This window comes from Thiobacillus sp., from assembly GCA_024235835.1.
Lineage (GTDB): Bacteria > Pseudomonadota > Gammaproteobacteria > Burkholderiales > Thiobacillaceae > PFJX01.
This window is the reverse complement of the sequence record JACKLQ010000001.1, coordinates 1608867-1628257: the sequence shown is the minus strand read 5'-3', so window position 1 is coordinate 1628257 and position 19391 is coordinate 1608867. Positions and strand designations below refer to the sequence as shown.

Annotated in this window: 25 protein-coding genes; 5 read left to right on the top strand and 20 right to left on the bottom strand. The window is 65.8% G+C overall.

Annotated features, from left to right (window positions below):
- The first annotated feature begins 33 nt into the window (after positions 1–33).
- The 3 genes from H6935_08085 to clsB are packed head-to-tail and all read left to right on the top strand — an operon-like array spanning position 34 to position 2408.
- Positions 34–429, top strand: coding sequence for a hypothetical protein (locus H6935_08085; GenBank protein MCP5278306.1), 396 nt, complete (start codon positions 34–36; stop codon positions 427–429).
- 19 nt (positions 430–448) lie between these two features.
- Positions 449–1213 (top strand): endonuclease/exonuclease/phosphatase family protein, encoded by a 765-nt coding sequence (locus H6935_08080; protein MCP5278305.1) that lies wholly within the window; start codon positions 449–451, stop codon positions 1211–1213.
- A 13-nt stretch (positions 1214–1226) separates the two neighbouring features.
- The gene (clsB, locus tag H6935_08075; protein ID MCP5278304.1) at positions 1227–2408 is read left to right on the top strand and encodes a cardiolipin synthase ClsB; all 1182 of its coding nucleotides are present in this window, start codon (positions 1227–1229) and stop codon (positions 2406–2408) included.
- Positions 2409–2453: 45 nt separating this feature from the next.
- Here the strand turns inward: clsB and H6935_08070 are convergent, their stop codons facing one another.
- The 14 genes from H6935_08070 to H6935_08005 all read right to left on the bottom strand — a co-directional run bounded on the left by H6935_08070 (position 2454) and on the right by H6935_08005 (position 11879).
- The gene (locus H6935_08070) at positions 2454–2720 is read right to left on the bottom strand and encodes a PilZ domain-containing protein (protein ID MCP5278303.1); all 267 of its coding nucleotides are present in this window, start codon (positions 2718–2720) and stop codon (positions 2454–2456) included.
- Between the two features lie 80 nt (positions 2721–2800).
- On the bottom strand, positions 2801–3394 hold the full coding sequence (locus H6935_08065; GenBank protein ID MCP5278302.1) for a UbiX family flavin prenyltransferase: 594 nt from the start codon (positions 3392–3394) through the stop codon (positions 2801–2803).
- Complete coding sequence (locus H6935_08060; protein MCP5278301.1) at positions 3391–3936, bottom strand: Gx transporter family protein; 546 nt, start codon at positions 3934–3936, stop codon at positions 3391–3393. The genes H6935_08065 and H6935_08060 overlap by 4 nt, the downstream gene beginning before the upstream one ends.
- On the bottom strand, positions 3917–4330 hold the full coding sequence (locus tag H6935_08055; GenBank protein MCP5278300.1) for a NusG domain II-containing protein: 414 nt from the start codon (positions 4328–4330) through the stop codon (positions 3917–3919). The genes H6935_08060 and H6935_08055 overlap by 20 nt, the downstream gene beginning before the upstream one ends.
- Positions 4331–4350: 20 nt before the next feature.
- On the bottom strand, positions 4351–5184 hold the full coding sequence (gene rapZ / locus H6935_08050; protein MCP5278299.1) for an RNase adapter RapZ: 834 nt from the start codon (positions 5182–5184) through the stop codon (positions 4351–4353).
- Positions 5181–6125 carry an HPr kinase/phosphorylase gene (locus H6935_08045; GenBank protein MCP5278298.1) on the bottom strand — a complete coding sequence of 315 codons (945 nt, stop codon included), beginning with the start codon at positions 6123–6125 and terminating at the stop codon, positions 5181–5183. The genes rapZ and H6935_08045 overlap by 4 nt, the downstream gene beginning before the upstream one ends.
- 69 nt (positions 6126–6194) lie before the next feature.
- Complete coding sequence (ptsN, locus tag H6935_08040) at positions 6195–6650, bottom strand: PTS IIA-like nitrogen regulatory protein PtsN (GenBank protein MCP5278297.1); 456 nt, start codon at positions 6648–6650, stop codon at positions 6195–6197.
- Between the two features lie 69 nt (positions 6651–6719).
- The gene (raiA, locus tag H6935_08035) at positions 6720–7052 is read right to left on the bottom strand and encodes a ribosome-associated translation inhibitor RaiA (GenBank protein MCP5278296.1); all 333 of its coding nucleotides are present in this window, start codon (positions 7050–7052) and stop codon (positions 6720–6722) included.
- A gap of 23 nt (positions 7053–7075) precedes the next feature.
- Entirely contained in the window at positions 7076–8497 is a 1422-nt protein-coding gene (locus tag H6935_08030; GenBank protein MCP5278295.1) for an RNA polymerase factor sigma-54, read from the bottom strand.
- A 21-nt stretch (positions 8498–8518) separates the two neighbouring features.
- Entirely contained in the window at positions 8519–9253 is a 735-nt protein-coding gene (gene lptB / locus H6935_08025) for an LPS export ABC transporter ATP-binding protein (GenBank protein MCP5278294.1), read from the bottom strand.
- Positions 9250–9792 (bottom strand): lipopolysaccharide transport periplasmic protein LptA, encoded by a 543-nt coding sequence (gene lptA / locus H6935_08020; GenBank protein ID MCP5278293.1) that lies wholly within the window; start codon positions 9790–9792, stop codon positions 9250–9252. Before lptA ends, lptB begins: the two co-directional genes overlap by 4 nt.
- The gene (gene lptC, locus H6935_08015; GenBank protein ID MCP5278292.1) at positions 9767–10342 is read right to left on the bottom strand and encodes an LPS export ABC transporter periplasmic protein LptC; all 576 of its coding nucleotides are present in this window, start codon (positions 10340–10342) and stop codon (positions 9767–9769) included. The genes lptA and lptC overlap by 26 nt, the downstream gene beginning before the upstream one ends.
- 3 nt (positions 10343–10345) lie before the next feature.
- A complete protein-coding gene (locus H6935_08010; protein ID MCP5278291.1) occupies positions 10346–10885 on the bottom strand; it encodes an HAD-IIIA family hydrolase in 540 nt (179 codons plus the stop codon).
- 7 nt (positions 10886–10892) lie between these two features.
- Complete coding sequence (locus tag H6935_08005) at positions 10893–11879, bottom strand: KpsF/GutQ family sugar-phosphate isomerase (GenBank protein MCP5278290.1); 987 nt, start codon at positions 11877–11879, stop codon at positions 10893–10895.
- A gap of 110 nt (positions 11880–11989) precedes the next feature.
- On the opposite strand from H6935_08005, the gene H6935_08000 reads away from it, so the two are divergent.
- Positions 11990–13945, top strand: a complete 1956-nt coding sequence (locus tag H6935_08000) for a cation:proton antiporter (protein ID MCP5278289.1) — start codon at positions 11990–11992, stop codon at positions 13943–13945.
- 11 nt (positions 13946–13956) lie between these two features.
- Here the strand turns inward: H6935_08000 and H6935_07995 are convergent, their stop codons facing one another.
- Entirely contained in the window at positions 13957–14094 is a 138-nt protein-coding gene (locus tag H6935_07995; GenBank protein ID MCP5278288.1) for a prepilin-type N-terminal cleavage/methylation domain-containing protein, read from the bottom strand.
- Between the two features lie 174 nt (positions 14095–14268).
- Between H6935_07995 and H6935_07990 the strand changes: the two genes are divergently transcribed.
- Positions 14269–15969 (top strand): HAMP domain-containing histidine kinase, encoded by a 1701-nt coding sequence (locus tag H6935_07990; protein ID MCP5278287.1) that lies wholly within the window; start codon positions 14269–14271, stop codon positions 15967–15969.
- A gap of 36 nt (positions 15970–16005) precedes the next feature.
- On the opposite strand, the gene pdxJ is transcribed toward H6935_07990, so the two are convergent.
- Genes pdxJ through H6935_07965 form a run of 5 tightly spaced genes read right to left on the bottom strand, consistent with a single transcriptional unit; the run spans position 16006 to position 19386 of the window.
- Positions 16006–16743: a pyridoxine 5'-phosphate synthase gene (pdxJ, locus tag H6935_07985; GenBank protein MCP5278286.1), complete on the bottom strand. Its 738-nt coding sequence runs from the start codon at positions 16741–16743 to the stop codon at positions 16006–16008.
- The gene (recO, locus tag H6935_07980) at positions 16740–17444 is read right to left on the bottom strand and encodes a DNA repair protein RecO (protein MCP5278285.1); all 705 of its coding nucleotides are present in this window, start codon (positions 17442–17444) and stop codon (positions 16740–16742) included. Before recO ends, pdxJ begins: the two co-directional genes overlap by 4 nt.
- The gene (gene era / locus H6935_07975) at positions 17437–18453 is read right to left on the bottom strand and encodes a GTPase Era (protein MCP5278284.1); all 1017 of its coding nucleotides are present in this window, start codon (positions 18451–18453) and stop codon (positions 17437–17439) included. Before era ends, recO begins: the two co-directional genes overlap by 8 nt.
- Positions 18345–19022, bottom strand: a complete 678-nt coding sequence (gene rnc / locus H6935_07970; protein MCP5278283.1) for a ribonuclease III — start codon at positions 19020–19022, stop codon at positions 18345–18347. Before rnc ends, era begins: the two co-directional genes overlap by 109 nt.
- A 4-nt stretch (positions 19023–19026) precedes the next feature.
- Entirely contained in the window at positions 19027–19386 is a 360-nt protein-coding gene (locus H6935_07965; GenBank protein ID MCP5278282.1) for a DUF4845 domain-containing protein, read from the bottom strand.
- Positions 19387–19391 lie beyond the last annotated feature (5 nt).

Sequence of the window (19391 nt, the reverse complement as noted above, 5' to 3'; positions counted from 1 at the left end):
CTTCAGGCTGGGGGAAGGCGCGTGATGAGTCGGATGGCTTTTTTGGCAGCGGCACTGACGCTGGCGGGATGCGACCAGCTCAAGGAGCGGGCGGGCATTCCCGACCCGGCCAAGCTGGAGGCGGAGGGCAAGGCCATCGGCAGTGCCTGCCGCCATGCCGGCAGGGGCATCGAGGACTGCTTCCGGCTCAATCCGGATGCCTCCAAGCCCGCCATGTTCACGGGCTGGAAGGACATGAACGAGTACATGCTCAAGAACAACATGGAAGCCATGGAGCCCACCGTGTCCACCTCTGGCCAGTCCCTTGCCAGCAAGAAGCCGAAGAAAAAGATGATCGAGCTTGAGCCCATCGACAAGAGCAAGGTGGAAACCCCCGCCAAGGAGGGCGAGAAGGAACCCGCGTCGAAAAAGGAACCCCAGGCCCATTGACGCGGCGTTCATCCAGCCCATGAAAAACAGCCTGCGCATCGCCAGCTACAATATTCACAAGGGCCTGTCGTTCTTCAACCGGCGCCTGGTGCTCCACGACGTGCGGGCACGGCTTGCGGCCATCAACGCCGACGTGGTGTTCCTGCAGGAGGTCCAGGGCCACCACGCCCATCACGGCGGCCGTTTCAACGCCTGGCCCAGCAACCCCCAGCACGAATTCCTGGCGGGGGACCTGTGGCGGGACGCCGCCTACGGCAAGAACGCGGTCTACGACCATGGCCACCACGGCAACGCCATCCTGTCCCGCTACCCCATCCTGCGCTGGGAGAACGTGGACATTTCCGCTCATCCCTTCGAGAGCCGGGGCCTGCTCCATTGCGAACTGGAGGTGCCCCGCCTGGACCAGCCCCTGCACGCCATCTGCCTGCACCTGGCCTTGAACGAGTCGGGCCGGCGCAAGCAGATCCACCACCTGTCGGAACGCATCCGACGCATGGTGCCCGACGGCGCCCCCCTCATCATCGCCGGAGACTTCAACGACTGGCGCCAGCGGGCCGGCTCCTACCTGGCGACGGAACTGGGGTTGAGGGAGGTGTTCGAGACCGCCCACGGACGCCCGGCCAGAAGTTTTCCCGCCGCTCTGCCCCTGTTCAGCCTGGATCGCATCTACACCCGGGGCTTCGACGTCACCGAGGCCCATGTGCTGCATGGCCAGAACTGGCGCCGCCTGTCTGACCACGCCGCCCTCACCGCCCAGTTGAAGCCCACCCCGGCCGCTGCCTGAGGCAGGCATCGCCATGATTCGCCCGGGCAACCGCCTGAACCTGCTGGAAAACGGCACGGACTATTTCCCCGCCCTGTTGCGGGCCATCGACGGGGCCCGGCACGAAGTGCACCTGGAAAGCTACATCTTCCGTGCCGACGCCACGGGCCTGGCCGTGGCCCGATCCCTTATGCGGGCGGCCCAGCGGGGTGTGGTCGTTCGGGTGCTGCTGGACGGCTTTGGCGCCCGGGATCTGCCCGAGCAGTTGCGCTTCGAAATGCGCAACGCCGGGGTGGAGGTGGTGTTCTTCCGCCCGGAACTTGGGCGCCTGTCCTTTCCCCTGCGCCGCCATCGCCACCGCCTGCGGCGCATGCACCGGAAGCTGGCCCTGGTGGACGCCCGACTGGCCTTCGTGGGAGGCATCAACATTGTTGATGACCTGGACGAGGGCCGCCTGGCCCAGCCCCGGCGGGACTTCGCCGTGGCCGTGGAAGGTCCCCTGGTGGCGGACATCCACGCCAGCGCCTACCGGCTCTGGCGCCGGGTGCTCTGGAGCCGCCTGGGCCTGCGCCGGGGCGAGGACGTGTGGCTGAAGCCCATCGCCGAACCCGTGGGGGAACAACACGCGGAATTCGTCGTGCGGGACAGCCTGGGAGGGCGACGCGCCATCGAGAAATCCTACCTGGGGGCCATCCGCCACGCGCGCCTGGAAATCTTCATCGCCAACGCCTATTTCCTGCCGGGACTGCGATTCCGCCGTGCCCTGGTGGCCGCCGCCCAGCGCGGGGTGCGGGTGGTGCTCATCATGCAGGGCTACACCGACCACCCCCTGTACCGGGCCGCCAGTCGTGCCCTCTACCGGCACTTCCTGGAGAACGGGGTGGAGATCTTCGAGTACAACGCCACCGAACTCCACGCCAAGGCGGCGGTGGTGGACGCTCGCTGGGCTACGGTGGGTTCCAGCAACATCGACCCCCTCAGCCTGCTGCTGGCCAGGGAGGCCAACGTGGTGGTCCACGATCGCCGCTTTGCCATGAAGCTGCAGGCCAGCCTGGAGGACGTGATGCGCAAAGGGGGACATCGCATCCACCGCATGGCCTGGCGGCGCATACCCTGGTATTCCCGCGCGGCATCCTGGCTGGCCTACGGGTTTGTACGGGGCCTCATGGGTCTGGCGGGGTTTGCCCGGGGATGGGACCGGGGACAGCGGCGCTAGTGGGCGTCGGGGGGTGAAAAGGAGACGCCGTGCAGTCCCGGAAGGTCAGGACAACAACTGGACCGCCACGCCGGTTCGGCCCGGCAGCCGTTCGACGCGAACCACCTTGTAGTGGTTTTCCCGCCAGACCGGACGGCCGTGAATGCTGAGTCCCACGCTCAGGTCGATTTCCTCGCCCAGGAGGCGCTCTCCCTCAATCTCGAAGAACAGGCCCTGGGGACTGACATCCCGGGTAATGGCCAAATCTCCATTGTCCAGTCGTAATGGGAGCCTTACTTCCACCCGTGGTTCGGTGCGCCGTTCCAGTGTCATGTGCTCATCTTAATGGGCACCGCGCCAATGGCATAGTTTTATAAGGGTTTTTCTGCCCGGATGATCACGGGACATGGTCATCAGTCACCCCAACGCTGGACCAGTCGATGGGAAACGCCCAGTTGATCCAGTACCCGAGCCACTACGAAATCCACCACCTCCGCCACGCTGGCCGGGCGGTGATAGAACCCGGGATTGGCCGGCAGGATGGTGGCCCCGGCCTCGGCCAGGGCGGTCATGTTGCGCAGGTGGATGAGGGAGAAGGGCGTTTCCCGGGGGACCAGCACGAGGGGCCGGCGTTCCTTCAACATCACGTCCGCGGCCCTTTCCACCAGGTTGTCCGCCAGGCCATGGGCGATGGCCGCCAGGCTGCCCATGGTGCAGGGGCACACCACCATGGCATCCGCCGGGTTGGAGCCCGAAGCGGCGGGGGCGAACCATTCCTTTTCTCCGTAGACGTTCAACTCACCGCCGGAAAACCGGCTGCTGAACAGTTCCGCCAGGGCGGCATTGTCGCCGGCCAAGGCGAGGTCCAGTTCCTGTTTGGCGACAATGCGGGCAGCCTGGGAGACCAGCAGGTCCACGCGGCAGCCGGCCTGAAGCAGGCATTCCAGCAGGCGGACGCCATAGGCCATGCCGGAGGCGCCGGTGAGGGCGAGGGTGATGCGTTTCATGGCGATTCCGAGTTGTCCTGGTTGTATTTGAGCAGATGTGCCGTGGCCAGGCCATTGCCCAGGCCGGTGATGAGGGCGGCGGTGAGGAACAGGGGCATGAGGGACATCAGGCTGCCGCCGGGCATGAGCCACAGGTCCACCACCAGGAGCTGGGTGCCGATGTGGGCGAAAGCCGCCAGCACCGACAGGCCCACGGGGCCGAACCAGCGTCGTGGCAGGCGTACGGCCCAGGCCAAGGCCAACAGGCTCATGGCGCCGCCTGTGAGGGAGAGCACGAAGGCGGGGGTGAGAAACTGGCCCATGGCCAGGGCCCCGGCGACGATGCGCAGGCCCGCCACCCAGGCGGCCATGGGCCAGCCGTAGCGGTACAGCACCAGCAGGGTCACGATGTTGGCCAGGCCCGGCTTGACGCCGGGGATGGGCAGGGGGATGGCGGCCTCGGCCAGGGTGAGGCCTATGGCGGCGGCAGCCAGGGTGGCCACCCGGCGATCCTCGGGTGTGGCCGTGAGTGCCTTGGTCTTTTCAGTAGTTGAGGGAGTCATACCCGGCAGCGGCGTTTTCCACGGCCACCCGGTTGGGCAGGCAAACGGCCGCGCCGCCGGGGGGAATCCAGCCCTGCTTCACGCACAGCTGGCGGGGACTGGGATCGGCGGCCACCCGCACCTTGCCGTCGCGGATTTCCACCCGGGACTCCCCCAGGGGACCGGGCACGGGAATGACGCGGTTCAGACGCAGGCTGGCCTCGGCGAAGACCTGGCCGTCCAGGCGAATGACGACCCGGCCATCCAGGCTCCCTGCCTGGTTCAGCCACAGGCCGGCCACCAGGGCCAGGCCGGCGGCCAGGATGAGCCAGTCACCCGGTTTCACGGCTTTCAGCCAGGCCGGCCAGTGCCCGTGCTCGTCCAGGCTCGGAGGTCGGCTCCTTGACTCTTGCATCTTGAATCTTGCCCCTGCGCTTATCCCAGCTGGCGGTGGCGCACCAGCACCTGCATGTTTTGGCGGAAGTGGGTCGCCAGGGTCTCGGCGAAGTACACGGACCGGTGCTGACCGCCGGTGCAGCCCAGGCCCACGGTGAAGTAATTGCGGTTGTCGCTGATGTAGGCGGGCAGCCACTTGGAGACGTAGGCGCGGATGTCCTCCAGCATCTCCCCCACCTGGGGGGCTGTTTCCAGGAAGGCGATGACGGGACCATCCCGGCCGGTAAGGGGACGCAGGGCCGGGTCGTAATGGGGATTGGGCAGGCAGCGCACGTCGAATATCAGGTCTGCGTCCAGGGGTATGCCGTGCTTGAAGCCAAAGGATTCGAATACCAGGGTGAAGGCGGCGCTTTCCAGGCTGAGCACGCCCCTGATCTGGGCCCGCAGGGTGTTTGCGGACAGGTCGCTGGTGTCGATGAGGTGGGCGTGGTCAGCCAGCGCGGCCAGCATGTCACGCTCCTCGCGGATGCACTCCTCCAGGGAACGCTCGCCGGAGGAGAGGGGGTGACGGCGGCGAGTCTCGGAGAAGCGCCGTACCAGGGTGTCCTCCCGGGCAGTGAGGAACAGGGCGCGGACTTCCATGCGGGCCCGCAGGCGGTCCAGTTCCTGGCCCAGGTCCACCAGGTTGGCGCCGCTGCGGGCGTCGATGCTGACCGCCGTGTCCCGGACGCCATACAGCCGCATGTGTTCCATGGTTTCCGGCAACAGGGGGGCGGGCAAGTTGTCGATGCAGTAGAAGCCCGCGTCCTCCATGGCCTTGAGGGCCACGCTCTTGCCTGAGCCGGACAGACCGCTGATGAGCACCAGTCTCAAGGTTCGTCGCTTTCCGGCGTGGATTCGGCAATGGCGGCCCGCTGGCGGTCGATGAATTCCGCCGAGGGGTTGATGCCCCGCAGCTTGAGGATGTGGTTGCGCACGGCCACCTCCACCAGCACTGCCAGGTTGCGGCCCACGGCCACGGGGATGCGCACTTCCGGCACAGACACCCCCAGGATGTGGCGGTCGCTGGCGCGCATGTCCAGGCGGTCCACCTCGTGCCATTTCTCCGCCAGGGTGAGGTGGATGATGAGCTTGATGTTCTTGCGGTGCTTCACCGCGATTTCGCCGAACAGGCGGCGAATGTTCAGCACCCCCAGCCCCCTGACCTCCATGAAGTCCTGCAACAGGGAAGGGCAGCGTCCCTCCAGGGTGTCGGGGGAAACAGCGAACACCTCCAGCACGTCGTCCGCCACCAGGCGATGGCCCCGGGTGATGAGTTCCAGGGCCAGTTCGCTCTTGCCTATGGCCGGGTCGCCGGTGAGCAGTACTCCCAGGCCGGAGACCTCCAGGAACACGCCATGCAGCACGGTGGAGGGAGCCAGGGCCTGGGTCATCATGTGGGACATGACCCGCATCAGGGCGGGGCTCTGCTCCGGCGAGGTGAACAGGGGCGTGCCGGTGCGGTCCGCGGCCTCGATGAGAGGTTGGGGCACGGACTCGCCATTGGCCACCACCACGGCGGCGATCTCGGTGGAGAACAGGTTGTCCACCGCCATTTGCAGGGCCTCGTGGCCCAGGCGGCGCAGGTAGTCCATTTCCGCGCAGCCCAGCACCTGGACCCGGTTGGGATGGACGAAATTCAGGTGGCCGATGAGGGCCAGGGTGGGTTTCTGGACCGTGTCCGAGGTGAGCTGACGCTGGCCGCCATTCCTGCCCGCCACCCAGTTGAGGCGAAAGCGCTCGCCAGCCTTCTGGAACAGCTCCGCCACGGAGATGTGGTGGGGGGTGACGTGATGAACGGGTTCGGCGGACACGGTAGGGAACGCGCTAGGCAGGACTCCGGGCTAGGGCGTCCACTCTGTCAAGAGGCGATGGAGGGCCGCCGGGTCAGGCGCCGCCCGCAAGCGGGCGCGGAAGCCCTCGTCCGAGAACATGGCCGCAAGTTCTCCCAGGATCTGCAGGTGCACATCGGTGGCTGCGGCGGGGGCCAGCAACACGAATACCAGGTCCACGGGCTGGTTGTCCGGGGCGTCGAACTCGATGGGGGTCCGCAAGCGCGAGAAGGTACAGGCCGTTTCGCCCAGATGCTTGATACGCCCGTGGGGGATGGCGATGCCGTAGCCCAGGGCGGTGGACCCCAGCTTTTCCCGGGAGAACAGGCTTTCGAACACTTCCTGGGCGTCCACGCCGTGACTGGCCTGGATCAATTGGGCAGCATGCTCGAACAGGCGCTTCTTGCTGGTGACGTCCAGGTCCGCCAGGACGTTGTCGGGTTTGAGCAGGGGTGTGATGAGGTTCATGTTTCGATCCACTGGTCGCCGGCCGTGCCGCTTGTGGCGGTACGGCCAGGAAGATGGGGATGCGGAGGCTTACTCCATGGCGGCGTTTTGCCGCTTCAGGCCACCGGATTCCCGGTGCACGTCGCCGCTCTTTTCCTTGTGCTTGAGCACCTGGCGATCCAGCTTGTCCGCCAGGGCATCGATGGCGGCGTACATGTCGTCGTCGATGGATTCCACGTAGATGTCCTTGCCACGCAAGTGCAGGTTCACTTCCGCCTTGTGCTTGAGCTTTTCCACGGCCAGGATCACGGACACGTCGATGACCTGGTCGAAATGGCGGGTGATGCGGCCCATCTTTTCCTCCACGTAGCCGCGGATGGCGGGGGTCACGTCCAGGTGATGGCCGGTGATGGTGAGGTTCATAGGTACTCCTTGTTTTGCGCGCCCTAGTATGACTTGCGCTGGTTTGCAGGGGGGATGTTCATCATTTCGCGATACTTCGCGACGGTGCGGCGGGCCACCACGAAGCCCTGTTTGCCCAGGTGTTCCGCGATGGTGTTGTCCGACAGGGGCTTGGTCTGGTTTTCCGCCTCGATGAATTGCTTGATGAGGGCCTTGATGGCGGTGCTGGAAGTGGCGCCGCCTTCCTCGGTGGCCAGGGAGCTGCCGAAGAAATACTTGAATTCGAACAGGCCCCTGGGGGTCATCATGTACTTCTGGGTGGTGACCCGGGATATGGTGGACTCGTGCAGGTCCACGGTTTCGGCGATCTCCTTCAGGGTCAGGGGCCGCATGGCCACCTCGCCGTGCTCGAAGAACATGCGCTGGCGGTCGACGATGGCCTGGGAGACTTTCAGGATGGTCTCGAAGCGCTGCTGCACGTTCTTGATGAGCCAGCGGGCTTCCTGCAACTGGGCGGACAGACCGCCGCCGCCTTCCCGGTTGGCCCTCAGGATGCCGGCATACATCTCGTTGATGCGCAGCTTGGGCACCGCGTCCGGGTTGAGGCTGGTGATCCACAGGCCCTTGACCTTCTTCACGAATACGTCCGGAACCACATAACGGGCGTCCAGGGGGGTGAAGGAGGCGCCAGGGCGCGGGTTCAGTGAGGTGATGAGCTGGCGCAACTGGATGAACTGGTGGTCCGTGAGGCCCAGAAGTTTCTTGATCTTGCCGTACTCCCGCTCCGCCAGCAGGGCCAGATGCTCCTTCACCAGGGTCTTGGCCAGGCCCAGGTTGGGGCTGGCCGGGTTCATGGCGTTGAGCTGGAGCCACAGGCATTCGCCCAGGTCCCGGGCCCCCACGCCAGCCGGCTCGAAGCTTTGCAGCAGCTTCAGGGCGGCGGTGAGCTCCAGAGGGTCGACCTCCAGTTCCTCGGAGGGGTGCTCGCCCAGCAGCTCGGACAGCTCCTCCAGGCTGCTGGTGAGGTAGCCGTCGTCGTCCAGGGCCTCGATGAGCAGGCTCACCAGTTGCCGGTCCCGCTGCCCCAGGGGCGTGAGGCTCAACTGGTTGTGGAGGTGCTGCTGCAGGCTGTCATGATGGCTGTCGGCCTGCTGGAAATCGTGGTCCTCGTCATCGTCGTTGCTGCCGCCATGGGAAGGGGCCACGGACCGGTCGCCCCAGGCCATCTCCTCATAGACCTCGTCCCGTTCCGTCCTGGCGGCCTCCTCGCCTGCCTCGCCCGGTGCGTGTTCGTTCTCGAAACGGTCCGCACCGTCCATGCGCTCCAGCATGGGATTCTCCTGGAGCATCTGGGATATCTCCTGGCTCAGTTCCAAGGTGGACAGCTGCAACAGACGTATGGACTGCTGCAGTTGGGGCGTGAGGGTGAGCTGCTGGTGCAGCTTGAGTTGTAGGCTTTGCTTCATGGTGAAGCGAACTGTATATCCCTAGAGCTTGAAGTGCTCTCCCAAGTAGACCTTGCGAACGCTTTCATTGTAAATGATCTCATCGGGTGTCCCCGCGGCCAAGACCTGGCCTTCGTTGAGGATGTACGCCCTGTGGCAGATGCCCAGAGTCTCCCGCACATTATGGTCGGTGATGAGCACGCCGATGCCACGCTCGGTGAGAAAACCGACGATCTTCTGGATGTCGATGACCGAAATGGGGTCGATGCCGGCGAAAGGCTCGTCCAGCAGCACGAAGCGGGGGGAGGTGGCCAGGGCCCGGGCGATCTCCGCACGGCGGCGCTCGCCTCCTGACAGGGCCGTGGCGGGGGCATCCCGGAGGTGGGTGATGTGCAGATCTTCCAGCAGGTCGTCCAGGCGGTGCTTGAGTTCGTCGCCACGGAAGCCCTTCAGTTCCAGCATGGCGGCGATGTTGTCGGCCACGGTGAGACGCCGGAAGATGGACGGCTCCTGGGGCAGGTAGGAAAGGCCCAGGCGGGAGCGCTTGTATACCGGCAGCCCCGTGAGCACGGTCTGGCGGCCCTCGTCCTCCAGCAGGATGCGGCCGGCGTCGGCAAGGATCAGGCCCACCACCATGTAGAAGCAGGTGGTCTTGCCGGCGCCGTTGGGACCCAGCAGGCCCACCACCTCGCCGCTCTCCACGCGGAAGGAAGCGTCCGTGACCACCTTGCGCGCCTTGTAGCGCTTGGCCAAACTTTCCGCGATGAGGTAACTCACGGCTTGGCGGGAGCAGTGGTGGCGGTGCCGCTTGCGCGGGGTCGGATGACAGCCCGCACCCGGCCCGAGGCGCCGCTGCTTCCACCCTTGGCCTGGAAGAACTCGCTGGCGCTGTCATAGGTGATCAGTTCGCCGCGAAGTTCGTCTATGCCCCGCTTGAGACGCGCCTGGCCCATGAGCTTGATATTGTCACCCTTGCCGTCGTACTCGATGCGGTCCGCCCAGCCCTCGGCGAACTCGTTGCTGGCCTCCATCTTCTGGCGGAAGTACACGGGCTTGCCCGTGGCCAGGCCCGACACCACGCCATTTTCGTCCTGGCGAACCTCGATGCGGTCGGCGGTGATCATGAGGGTGCCCTGGGTCATCACCACGTGGCCCTCGTAACTGGCCACCTTCTTCACGTCGTCCATGCGAACGCCGTCCGCCTCCACGTTGATGGGCTTTCCGCGGTCCGCCTTTTCCGCGTGCGCGGCTTGACTGAAGGTCATGACGCTCAGTCCAAGCAGCAGGATTTCAACGGTTTTTCTGATGGCTTCCATGTACCCCTCCGGCAAGGGAGATTTGCTTCGCTTTATCGTTCACCAGCAGGTTGCCGGCGGTGATGACCGTGCGCCCCTGGGTCAGGGTGACGGGTTTGTGGGTTTGCATGATGCGGGCATCCGGGGTGATCCAGAGATATTCCGTCGTCAGGATGGTGGGGGCGTCGGCTGCGGGGTCCAGGCGGGTGAGCTTTACATGGCCCAGGAAATGGACATGCTGGCCATTGCCGGAAACCTGCCCCCGGTCCGCGGTGACGTCGGAACGGGTTCTGTCGCTCTCCAGGACACTGAAACGGGGGGACTCCAGCACGGTGGTGTCATCGTCCATGTAGTGGATCAGGCGTTCAGCGCTGAGGCGGTGCAGGGGTTTGCCTTCCACGCTGAAAGCCAGGGCGCTGAAATTTTTCACGATGGTATCCGGTTCGTGGGAAAAGCCGCCGTTGTCCTCCACCACCGGGCGGTGGGTCAGCTGATTCAGCCACATGCCCAGCAGGGCCAACAGGGTGGCCAGGCCGAGGGGCAGCCAATGGACCTGGTGTCCGCCAGTCATGAATCAGCGGTCGTAAAGAGCCAGTTGAGACGCCCAGGTGCCCTGGGCGCGCATGATCAGTTCGCTGACTTCCCGGGCTGCGCCTCGGCCGGCCCCCGCCCGGGTCACCAGGTGGCAGCGCGCCTTGACCTCGTCCGGGGCGTCCGGCACGGTGATGGCCAGTCCGCAGCGGCGCAGCACCGGCAGGTCGACGATGTCGTCCCCCATGTAGGCGATCTGTTCCGCGGCCAGGCCCATCTCCAGAAGCAGGTTTTCGAAGGCGTCCAGCTTGTCATGGGCGCCCTGGAATATCCGGCTGATTCCCAGGTTGCGGGCCCGGTGCAGGACAACCTGGGAGGTGCGGCCGGTGATGATGCCCGCTTCCACTCCGCTGGCCTGAAGCATCTTGATGCCGTGGCCGTCCCGGGAATTGAATGCCTTGTATTCCTGGCCGTCATCGCCGTAGAAAAGGCTGCCGTCGGTGAGCACGCCGTCGATGTCGAACACGATCATGCGCACGGCCCGGGCGCGCTCGTCGACGGAAGAATCGTTGTGTTCGCTCATGTTCATCTCAGACTACCCCCGCGCGCAACAAGTCGTGCATGTTCAGAGCCCCGGTGAGCAGGCCCGAACCGTCCACCACCAGCAGGCCGTTGACCTTGGTTTGTTCCATGACATGGACCGCTTCCACCGCCAGCACGTCCTGGGAGATGGTGAGGGGGCTCCGCTTCATGACATCGGCGATCATGGTGCCGCGAACGTCCACGTCTCGATCCAGCAGGCGGCGCAGGTCGCCGTCGGTGAAGATGCCTTCCAGGCGGTTCTCCCCGTTTACCACGGCAGTCATGCCCAGGCCTTTGCGGGTCATTTCCAGCAGTGCGTCCTTGAGGCTGGCGGAGGCGTTCACAACGGGCAGGTTCTCGCCGGCATGCATGAGGTCCCGGACATGCACCAGCAGGCGGCGACCCAGGGCGCCACCTGGATGGGTGCGGGCGAAGTCTTCCACAGTGAATCCCCGGGCGTAGAGGGTGGCTACCACCAGGGCATCCCCCAGGGCCAGGGCGGCGGTGGTGCTGGCCGTGGGCGCCAGGTTGTGGGGGCAGGCCTCCTGTGCCACGTGGGCGTTCAGGTGGATGTCCGATTCCCGCGCCAGGGTGGAGCTCGGGTTGCCCGTCATGGCGATGAGCCGTGCGCCCCGTCGCTTGATGAGGGGCACGATGCCGGCGATCTCGGGGCTCTCGCCCGAGTTGGACAGGGCGATGACCACGTCCTCGCCAGTGATCATGCCCAGGTCGCCATGGCTGGCTTCGGCGGGATGCATGAAAAAGGCGGGAGTGCCGGTGCTGGCGAGGGAGGCGGCAATCTTGCCGCCGATGTGGCCGGACTTGCCCATGCCGGAAACCACCACGCGCCCCTGGCAAGCCAGCAGTGTTTCCACGGCACGCAGGAAGTCGCCGTCGATGTGCTCGCCCAGCTTCAGCACGGCCGCGGCCTCGATCTCCAGGGTGCGGCGGGCAATGGCGAGGATGTCCTCGGGGGAAGGGGGAGTCGGTGTCATAATGGGCCGAGAGTATATATCCGGAGGCATGGGGAATGAGGGATGGGGAATGAGAAGGCGCCCATCGCGCCGTGTTCATCCCATAGCCCATCCACTATCCTCCAACTCCAATGCCCACCACACTGGAACTGACTCTGATTCTGCTGGCGGCCGGCGTCTTTGCTGTGGCCGGGCTCAAGGCCGCGGGCCTGCCTGCCCTGCTGGGCTACGTGCTCATCGGCATCGGCCTGGGGCCCTTTCTGCCCCAGATGGAGCACGAGTCCCCCGCCGCCCGCCTGGCGGAGTTCGGCGTGGTGTTCCTGATGTTCTCCATCGGCCTGGAATTCTCTCTCTCCCGCCTCAAGACCATGCGCCAGGCCGTTTTTGGCCTGGGGGGACTCCAGGTGAGCATCACCATGTTCATCGTCATGGTGCTGGGCCTGCTGGCGGGCCTGTCCTGGGAGGCGGGCCTGGCCCTGGGGGGGGGGCTGGCCATGTCATCCACCGCCGTGGTGAGCAAGCTGCTTTCGGAACGGGATGAACTGGGCAGCGAGCATGGCCGTCTCATCCTGGGGGTCCTGCTGTTCCAGGACCTGGCCGTGGCTCCCCTCATCATCTTCGTGCCGGCCCTGGCCCAGAGCAGCGGCATGGGAGAGGCCATGCTGCTGGCCACCCTGAAGGCCGTCCTGGCCCTGGCGCTGATCCTGGCCCTGGGGCAGCGCCTCATGCGGCCCTGGTTCCAGTGGGTGGCCCAGGCCAAGTCCAGCGAACTGTTCATGCTCAACGTGCTCCTGGTGACCCTGGGCCTGGCCTACATCACAGACCGGGCCGGACTCTCCCTGGCCCTGGGAGCTTTCCTGGCCGGGGTGCTCATCGCAGAGACGGAATACCGCTACCAGGTGGAGTCGGACATCCGCCCCTTCCGCGACGTGCTCATGGGGCTGTTCTTCGTCTCGGTGGGGCTCATGCTGGACCTGAACGTTGTGGCCAGCCACTGGCACCGAGTGCTGGGCGTGCTGCTGCTGCTGATCCTGGGCAAGGGCGTGGTGATCGCCCTGCTGGCGGGCCTGTTTACCCAGTCCTGGCCCGTGGTGGCCCGGGTGGGACTGTCCCTGGCCCAGGCGGGTGAGTTCGGCTTCGTGCTGCTGAGCCTGGCGGCGGGCAATCTGCTGGTGGACCGGGAGTCCCACCAGATCATCCTGGCGGCCATGGTGCTTTCCATGTTGGCGGCGCCGGGTCTGTACCTGGTCGGCATGCGCCTTGCCCGGCGCCTGGAGGGGGGCGCCTGGATGGAGCAGGCCCGGGGCGTGCACGAGATTGCTGCCCGGGCCTTCGGCATCCAGAAGCACGTCATCCTGTGCGGCTACGGCCGCAGCGGCCAGAGCCTGGCCCGCCTGCTGGCCCTGGAGAATGTTCCCTTCATCGCCCTGGACGATGACCCCCGCCGGGTTCACGCCGCCGCCCAGGCGGGAGAGGCGGTGGTGTTCGGCGACGCCACCCGGGCGGAGGTGTTGATGGCCGCCGGCGTGCATCGGGCACGGGCCGTGGTGGTGAGCTTTTCCCACACGCCTTCGGCCCTGCAGATAATCGCCGCGGCCCATCGCCTGAAGCCGGATGCGCCGGTGATCGTGCGCACGGTGGACGACACGGACCTGGACCTGTTGCGGCAGAAGGGGGCGGCGGAAGTGGTGCCCGAGGTGATGGAGGGGGCCCTCATGCTGGCTTCCCAGACCCTGCTCATGGCGGGGTTGCCCCTGGCCCGGGTTCTGAAACGCATCCGCCAGACCCGGGAGGCCCGGTATGGTGCCCTGCGGGGCTACTTCCGCGGCCTGACGGACGAGGACGACGAGGCGGGGGGAGAGCGCCTGGCCTCCATCATGGTCCGGGACCGGTTCTGGGCCGTGGACCGCCGGGTGGCGGAACTGGAACTGGATACGCTGGGAGCCGACCTGGTGAACCTGCGCCGATATGGCGAGCCCGGTCTGAACGCGGACGGGGATGTGGTCCTGCGGGTGGGGGACGTGCTGGTGCTGCGGGGCGAACCGGAGGCCCTGGCGGCGGCCGAGATCAAGCTGAGCGAGGGATGAATGCCGCTCGGCTACTTGGGTACGCTGGCCGGGGCCGGCGAGAGTGCTTCCTCCGATGCCTGCCATTTGAGCAGGCCCCCCATCAGGAGTGCCAGCACCATGAGAACGATGGCCAGTTCGATGAGGGTGTATCCGTGCGCGCGCTTCATGCCTGAGATGACAGCAAAAATCGCGCCACGGGACTTGCATGGCGAATCAATCCCTTGGCTTGGCTCGTCGTAGGCCATGTGGCGAAGCCTCGACACATCCGTCAATCTCCCCACGGCCTGCCGGGCCCCCGGGGAAACTCAAGTCCACCCCGGGCCTGCCGATAAGACGGTGACATGAAGCTATTGCAGCTATTCACGCCTACCCTTCTGCAGCGCCAAGGCAACCGCATTCTGGCGCTGATGCTGGTGCTATTGCATGCCGCCTTTGTATGGGGCTACCGGGAACCCTGGGGGCCTGCCCTGATCCTGGCCCATTACGGCGCCTTCTTGCTATGGCAGCCCTTTTTCAGCGGCTTTCACCGCCTGCCCAAGGTCCGGGCCGTGGGGGTGCTGGCCGTGGGCGTGGCACTGGCGGCCCTGAATTCCCTCTGGGCCGCCGCTCTCTGGACAGTATTGCTGGCTGGCCTTCTGGCAGGGGTGGCGGTGGGCCTGCGCTCCCCCCAGGAGCGCGCAGGCATCTGGCTGGGTGTGCTGTACCTGCTGTTGCTGCTTTTCCTTTGGCTGCTGCCTCAGGGCTTCATGCTGCCCATGCGCGGTACCATGCACATGCAGCTATGGCGCGACAGCCTGCTGATCCTGCCTCTGCTCATGGCCATGTTTCCTTCGCCGGAGATTCGCCGCCACGTGGGCGTGGTGGACCTGCTCTACACCCTGCTGTTCGAACTTTTCATCGGCGTGCTGGCCCTGGGCAGCTATGCCGCCATGCGCCTCACCGACACCGACTATGGCCAGGGGGTCCTCATCAGCCTAAGCACCCTGGCCATCTCCCTGTTGATCATCGCCTGGCTGTGGCAGCCACGGGGGGAGGATTCTGGCCTGCGCAACCTGTTTTCCCGATACGTGCTGGCCCTGGGCCTGCCCCTGGAGGAATGGCTCAGTGATCTTTCCGACGCCGCGGAAAGGGTGTCCGACCCGGAGCGTTTCCTGCGGGCGGCCATGCTGGGCTTCACCTATCTGCCCTGGTCCACGGGGGTGACCTGGAAAAGTCCCCGCTCCCGGGATGAACTGGGGGACCCCAGCCCCCACGCCGTGGCCTTCGCCCACCAGGGCGTGGAGGTGACCTTCTACACCGACAGCCCCGTGAACCCTGCCTTTTCACTGCACCTGCGCCTGCTTACGGAGATCATCGGCTATTTCTACGCGGCCAAGCGCCGGGAGCAGGAGATGCAGGCCAATGCCTACACCCAGGCGGTGTATGAGACCGGTTCCCGCTTGACCCACGACGTCAAGAACCTGCTCCAGTCCCTGAAGACCCTGTGTTCCGCGGCGGAATACAGCCAGCCGGACCAGGCGGCCTCCCTCCAGACCCTTATGCAGCGCCAGCTGCCCCAGGTGGCCAAGCGCCTGGAAATCACCCTGGACAAGCTCAAGGCGCCGGCCCAGGCAGTGGACAAGAACCAGATACTGGCCCGGGAATGGTGGCGCAACCTGAAGAACCGCTATGCCCAGGAGCGCCTGGTGTTCGACATCGACGACGCGGATTCCGCCCTGTGGTTGCCCCAGGAACTGTTCGAGAGCGTGGCCGACAACCTTATCCAGAATGCCCTGCGCAAACGGATGGGGGAGCCGGACATCCGCATCCGCATCGCCCTGGTGACCCGCACCCTGCCGTCGTTGACAGTGTGCGACACGGGCCACGCCGCCAACGAGGAGGTGGCGAGCAAGCTGTTCCAGGCCCCGGTATCCACCTACGACGGCCTGGGCATAGGCCTTTACCAGGCGGCAAAGCAGGCCCAGGACCAGGGCTACAGCCTGGAGCTTTCCAGCAACCGGGAGGGTTACGTGTGCTTCACCCTCTGGCAGGCGATGCTTTAAGAGAAGGGATGGGGTGGCTCAACTCCCCTTCACCCTTCACCGCGCCTCCACCATCAGGCGCTTCATTTCCCGCACCGACGCCTCCCAGCCACTGAAAATGGCCTGGGCGACGATGGCGTGACCGATGTTGAGTTCCTCCACCCCGGGGATGGCGGCGATGGCCTGGACGTTGTGGTAGGACAGGCCGTGGCCGGCATTTACCGCCAGGCCCAGTTCCAGCCCCTTCTCCACGGCGGCGCGGATGCGCAGGTATTCCCGCCCCGCCGCTTCTCCCTCCGCCTCGGCGTAGGCGCCGGTGTGAATCTCCACCACCGGTGCGCCGGCAGCCTTGGCGGCTTCCAGCTGGTGGACCGCGGCGTCGATGAACAGGGATACGCGGATGCCGGCGTCTCCCAGTATCCGACAGGCCTGGCTCACCTTCTCGAACTGGCCCGCCACGTCCAGGCCTCCCTCGGTGGTGAGTTCCTGGCGCCGTTCGGGCACCAGGCAGGCATCCTGGGGCATCACCTGGCGGGCGATTTCCAGCATCTCGTCGGTGACGGCCATTTCCAGGTTCATCTTGGTGGCCAGCAGGTCCCGCAGGATGTGTACGTCCGCGTCCTGGATATGGCGTCGGTCCTCCCGCAGGTGCAAGGTGATGGAATCCGCCCCGGCGGTCTCCGCCAGCAGGGCGGCCTGGATAGGGCTGGGGTAACGGGTGCCCCGAGCCTGGCGCAGGGTGGCCACATGGTCGATGTTGACGCCGAGACGGATTGGTTCAAAGGCGATGGTCATAGTTTTTGCAGGTCGATGAGGAGTTGCCGGGTGGCGAGGGGTTGCTCGCCCAGGTAATGGGCCAGGAGCCCGCGCATGAGGAGTTTACCTTCCGCCAGGGTGCTGGGACGGCTCAGGTCGCCCAGGGCCAGGTCCAGCAAGGTACGCCCCGCGTAAGTGGCGGCGCCGGGACTGGGAGCCACCACGCCCACACCGTATTCGTAGCCGTAGCGGGCGGAAGCCTGGAGGTCGCCACCATCCGCAGCATGGCCCAGGGGCTGGGCATAACCCAGTTCCGACAGCAGGTCCAGTTCGAAGCGGCGCAGGATGGGTTCCACGTCCCCTTGCCCGTTCAGCGCTTCCAGGGTGGCCGCATAGTGGTCGTACAGGGTTTCGTGGGGGTCCCCCTCGGGCAGCAGTCGCAGCAGCAGTTCGTTCAGGTAGAAACCGCACATGAGGCCGTGGCCCCGCAGGTTCAGGCCGCCCCCCTGCCACTCGGCGCCGTGGAGGGTCCGGAGGGACCCCTTGCCGAACCAGGACAGGTGCAGGGGCTGGAAGGACACCAGGCGGGCCTTCAGGGAAGAACTTTGCCGCCGCGCCCCCCGGGCCACCAGACCCAGGCGGCCATGGTGCCGGGACAGCACGTCCACGATGAGGCTGGTCTCGCGCCAGGGGCGGGTGTGGAGAATGAAGGCCGCCTCGCCGTCGACCCGCTCACTCATAACCGAACTGCTTGATCAGGCGTGCATCGTCGGCCCAGCCCCCCTTAATCTTCACCCAGAGTTCCAGGAATACCTTGCGGTCGAAGAGCTTTTCCATGTCCTGGCGCGCCTCGGAGGCGATACGCTTGATGTGTTCCCCCTTCTGGCCCAGGAGGATGGGGCGGTGGGCCTCCCGGTCCACCCACACCACGGCACCGATGCGGAAGAGAGTGGGGGTCTCCTCAAACTGTTCTATGGTCACTGCCACGGCATAGGGAATCTCGTCGCCGGTGAGGCGGAACACCTTCTCCCGCACGATTTCCGCCGCCAGGAAGCGGGAGGAACGGTCGGTGATGTCGTCCTCGGCGAACCAGGGCTCGCCGTCGGGCAGATAGGGCTTGAGGATGGCGGGTAGGCGGACCGCGTCCCTGGACTGCTCAGCGCTCAGCGGCACGATCTCGGCGAAGGCGAACTGTTTGGACATCTTTTGCAGGAAGGGCAGCAGGTCCGTCTTGTCGGCCACGGCGTCCACCTTGTTCACCACCAGCACCACGGGCTTGTCCCGGGGCAGCAGGGGCAGGATGCGCTCGTCGGCGGGGGTGAACTTCATGGCCTCCACCAGCCAGAGCACCAGGTCTACCTCCGCCAGGGCCTGGGTGACGGAGCGGTTCATGGCCTGGTTCAAGGCGCTCTTGTAGCGGGTCTGGAAGCCGGGGGTGTCGGCGAAGATGTACTGGGCATCCTCCTCGGTGCGCACGCCCAGGATGCGGTGGCGCGTGGTCTGGGGCTTGCTGGAGACGATGCTGACCTTGGCCCCCACCAGAGCGTTGACCAGGGTGGACTTGCCCACGTTGGGGCGACCCACCACGGCGATGACCCCGGTACGAAAGGGGCTTGCGTGCGCCGGACTGTTGGGTGGGGTCACGATTTCTCCAGGATGGCCAGGGCCGCGGCGGCCGCCTGCTGCTCCGCCGCCTTGCGGTTGCCTCCCTGGCCCTGGGTCACCACCCCCAGGGCGTCGATGCGGCATTCCACGTGGAAGGTCTGGGCATGGGCCTGGCCCGAGGTGTCCTTCAGGTCGTAGGTGGGCAGGCCATGGCGCCGGGGCTGGAGCCACTCCTGCAGCCGGGTCTTGGCATCCTTGCCCTGGACGGCGGGGTTGATGGCCGCCAACCGGGAACCGAACAGGCGTTCCACCAACGCCTGGGCCGTATCGAAGCCCGCGTCCAGCAGGGCGGCCCCCAGCAGGGATTCCAGGGCGTCGGCCAGGATGGAGGGGCGTTGGGCGCCGCCGCTGCGCATCTCACCTTCGCCCAGATGGAGGTGCTGGCCCAGGCCCAGTTCCAGGGCGATGGTGTGGAGGGAGTCCTGGTTCACGAGGTTGGCCCGCAGGCGGGACAGGCGTCCCTCCGGCAGGTCGGGGAACTGCTGGTACAGCATCAGGCCCACCACGCAGTTCAACACCCCGTCCCCCAGGAACTCCAGGCGCTCGTTGTTGCTGGCGCCATAGCTACGGTGGGTCAGGGCCTGGAGGAGGAGGTCCCGCCGGGTCCAGGTGTGGCCGAGCTGTTGCTCCAGTTTGGCCGTGCTGGCTGGCATTGAACTACTTGCTTTGCGCTTCCGCCTTGAAATCCATACACAGGTGGATTTCGCGCCAGAAGGGCTCTTTCACGCTGTATTCGGCCACCAGGTGGAAACCGTTTTCCATGGGCTCGATCTCCAGGTCCGCCACCGACACCGTCTTGATGTTGTTGAGGCTCAGTTCCCTTTCGAAGCGGTTGCGAATGGATACTGGCGTTACACGTTCGTCTGTCAGGGGTCTGAGCACGTTCTCCAGTACGTGCTTGAGGCTCCAGTAGTCCATGTAGGCCGGGACGACGCGCGCCGCGGTGTAGACCACGAAAACGAGCAGCAGCAGCAGGAAGATCAAGCCGCCCAGGGACATGCCGAGTTGTTTGCGCATGGGGC

Bases quoted from the DNA above. Each gene is read 5' to 3' on its own strand.
- H6935_07995 (MCP5278288.1), bottom strand. From the start codon at position 14,094: ATGAAGCGCGCGCACGGATACACCCTCATCGAACTGGCCATCGTTCTC.
- lptA (MCP5278293.1), bottom strand. From the start codon at position 9,792: ATGGAAGCCATCAGAAAAACCGTTGAAATCCTGCTGCTTGGACTGAGC.
- H6935_07990 (MCP5278287.1), top strand. From the start codon at position 14,269: ATGAAGCTATTGCAGCTATTCACGCCTACCCTTCTGCAGCGCCAAGGC.
- H6935_08005 (MCP5278290.1), bottom strand. From the start codon at position 11,879: ATGACACCGACTCCCCCTTCCCCCGAGGACATCCTCGCCATTGCCCGC.
- pdxJ (MCP5278286.1), bottom strand. From the start codon at position 16,743: ATGACCATCGCCTTTGAACCAATCCGTCTCGGCGTCAACATCGACCAT.
- H6935_08060 (MCP5278301.1), bottom strand. From the start codon at position 3,936: ATGACTCCCTCAACTACTGAAAAGACCAAGGCACTCACGGCCACACCC.
- lptC (MCP5278292.1), bottom strand. From the start codon at position 10,342: ATGACTGGCGGACACCAGGTCCATTGGCTGCCCCTCGGCCTGGCCACC.
- rnc (MCP5278283.1), bottom strand. From the start codon at position 19,022: ATGCCAGCCAGCACGGCCAAACTGGAGCAACAGCTCGGCCACACCTGG.
- H6935_08065 (MCP5278302.1), bottom strand. From the start codon at position 3,394: ATGAAACGCATCACCCTCGCCCTCACCGGCGCCTCCGGCATGGCCTAT.
- H6935_07965 (MCP5278282.1), bottom strand. From the start codon at position 19,386: ATGCGCAAACAACTCGGCATGTCCCTGGGCGGCTTGATCTTCCTGCTG.
- H6935_08070 (MCP5278303.1), bottom strand. From the start codon at position 2,720: ATGACACTGGAACGGCGCACCGAACCACGGGTGGAAGTAAGGCTCCCA.
- raiA (MCP5278296.1), bottom strand. From the start codon at position 7,052: ATGAACCTCACCATCACCGGCCATCACCTGGACGTGACCCCCGCCATC.
- H6935_08080 (MCP5278305.1), top strand. From the start codon at position 449: ATGAAAAACAGCCTGCGCATCGCCAGCTACAATATTCACAAGGGCCTG.
- H6935_08000 (MCP5278289.1), top strand. From the start codon at position 11,990: ATGCCCACCACACTGGAACTGACTCTGATTCTGCTGGCGGCCGGCGTC.
- H6935_08055 (MCP5278300.1), bottom strand. From the start codon at position 4,330: ATGCAAGAGTCAAGGAGCCGACCTCCGAGCCTGGACGAGCACGGGCAC.
- ptsN (MCP5278297.1), bottom strand. From the start codon at position 6,650: ATGAACCTCATCACACCCCTGCTCAAACCCGACAACGTCCTGGCGGAC.
- H6935_08085 (MCP5278306.1), top strand. From the start codon at position 34: ATGGCTTTTTTGGCAGCGGCACTGACGCTGGCGGGATGCGACCAGCTC.
- clsB (MCP5278304.1), top strand. From the start codon at position 1,227: ATGATTCGCCCGGGCAACCGCCTGAACCTGCTGGAAAACGGCACGGAC.
- recO (MCP5278285.1), bottom strand. From the start codon at position 17,444: ATGAGTGAGCGGGTCGACGGCGAGGCGGCCTTCATTCTCCACACCCGC.
- H6935_08010 (MCP5278291.1), bottom strand. From the start codon at position 10,885: ATGAGCGAACACAACGATTCTTCCGTCGACGAGCGCGCCCGGGCCGTG.
- era (MCP5278284.1), bottom strand. From the start codon at position 18,453: ATGCCGCATCGACGCCCTGGGGGTGGTGACCCAGGGCCAGGGAGGCAA.
- H6935_08030 (MCP5278295.1), bottom strand. From the start codon at position 8,497: ATGAAGCAAAGCCTACAACTCAAGCTGCACCAGCAGCTCACCCTCACG.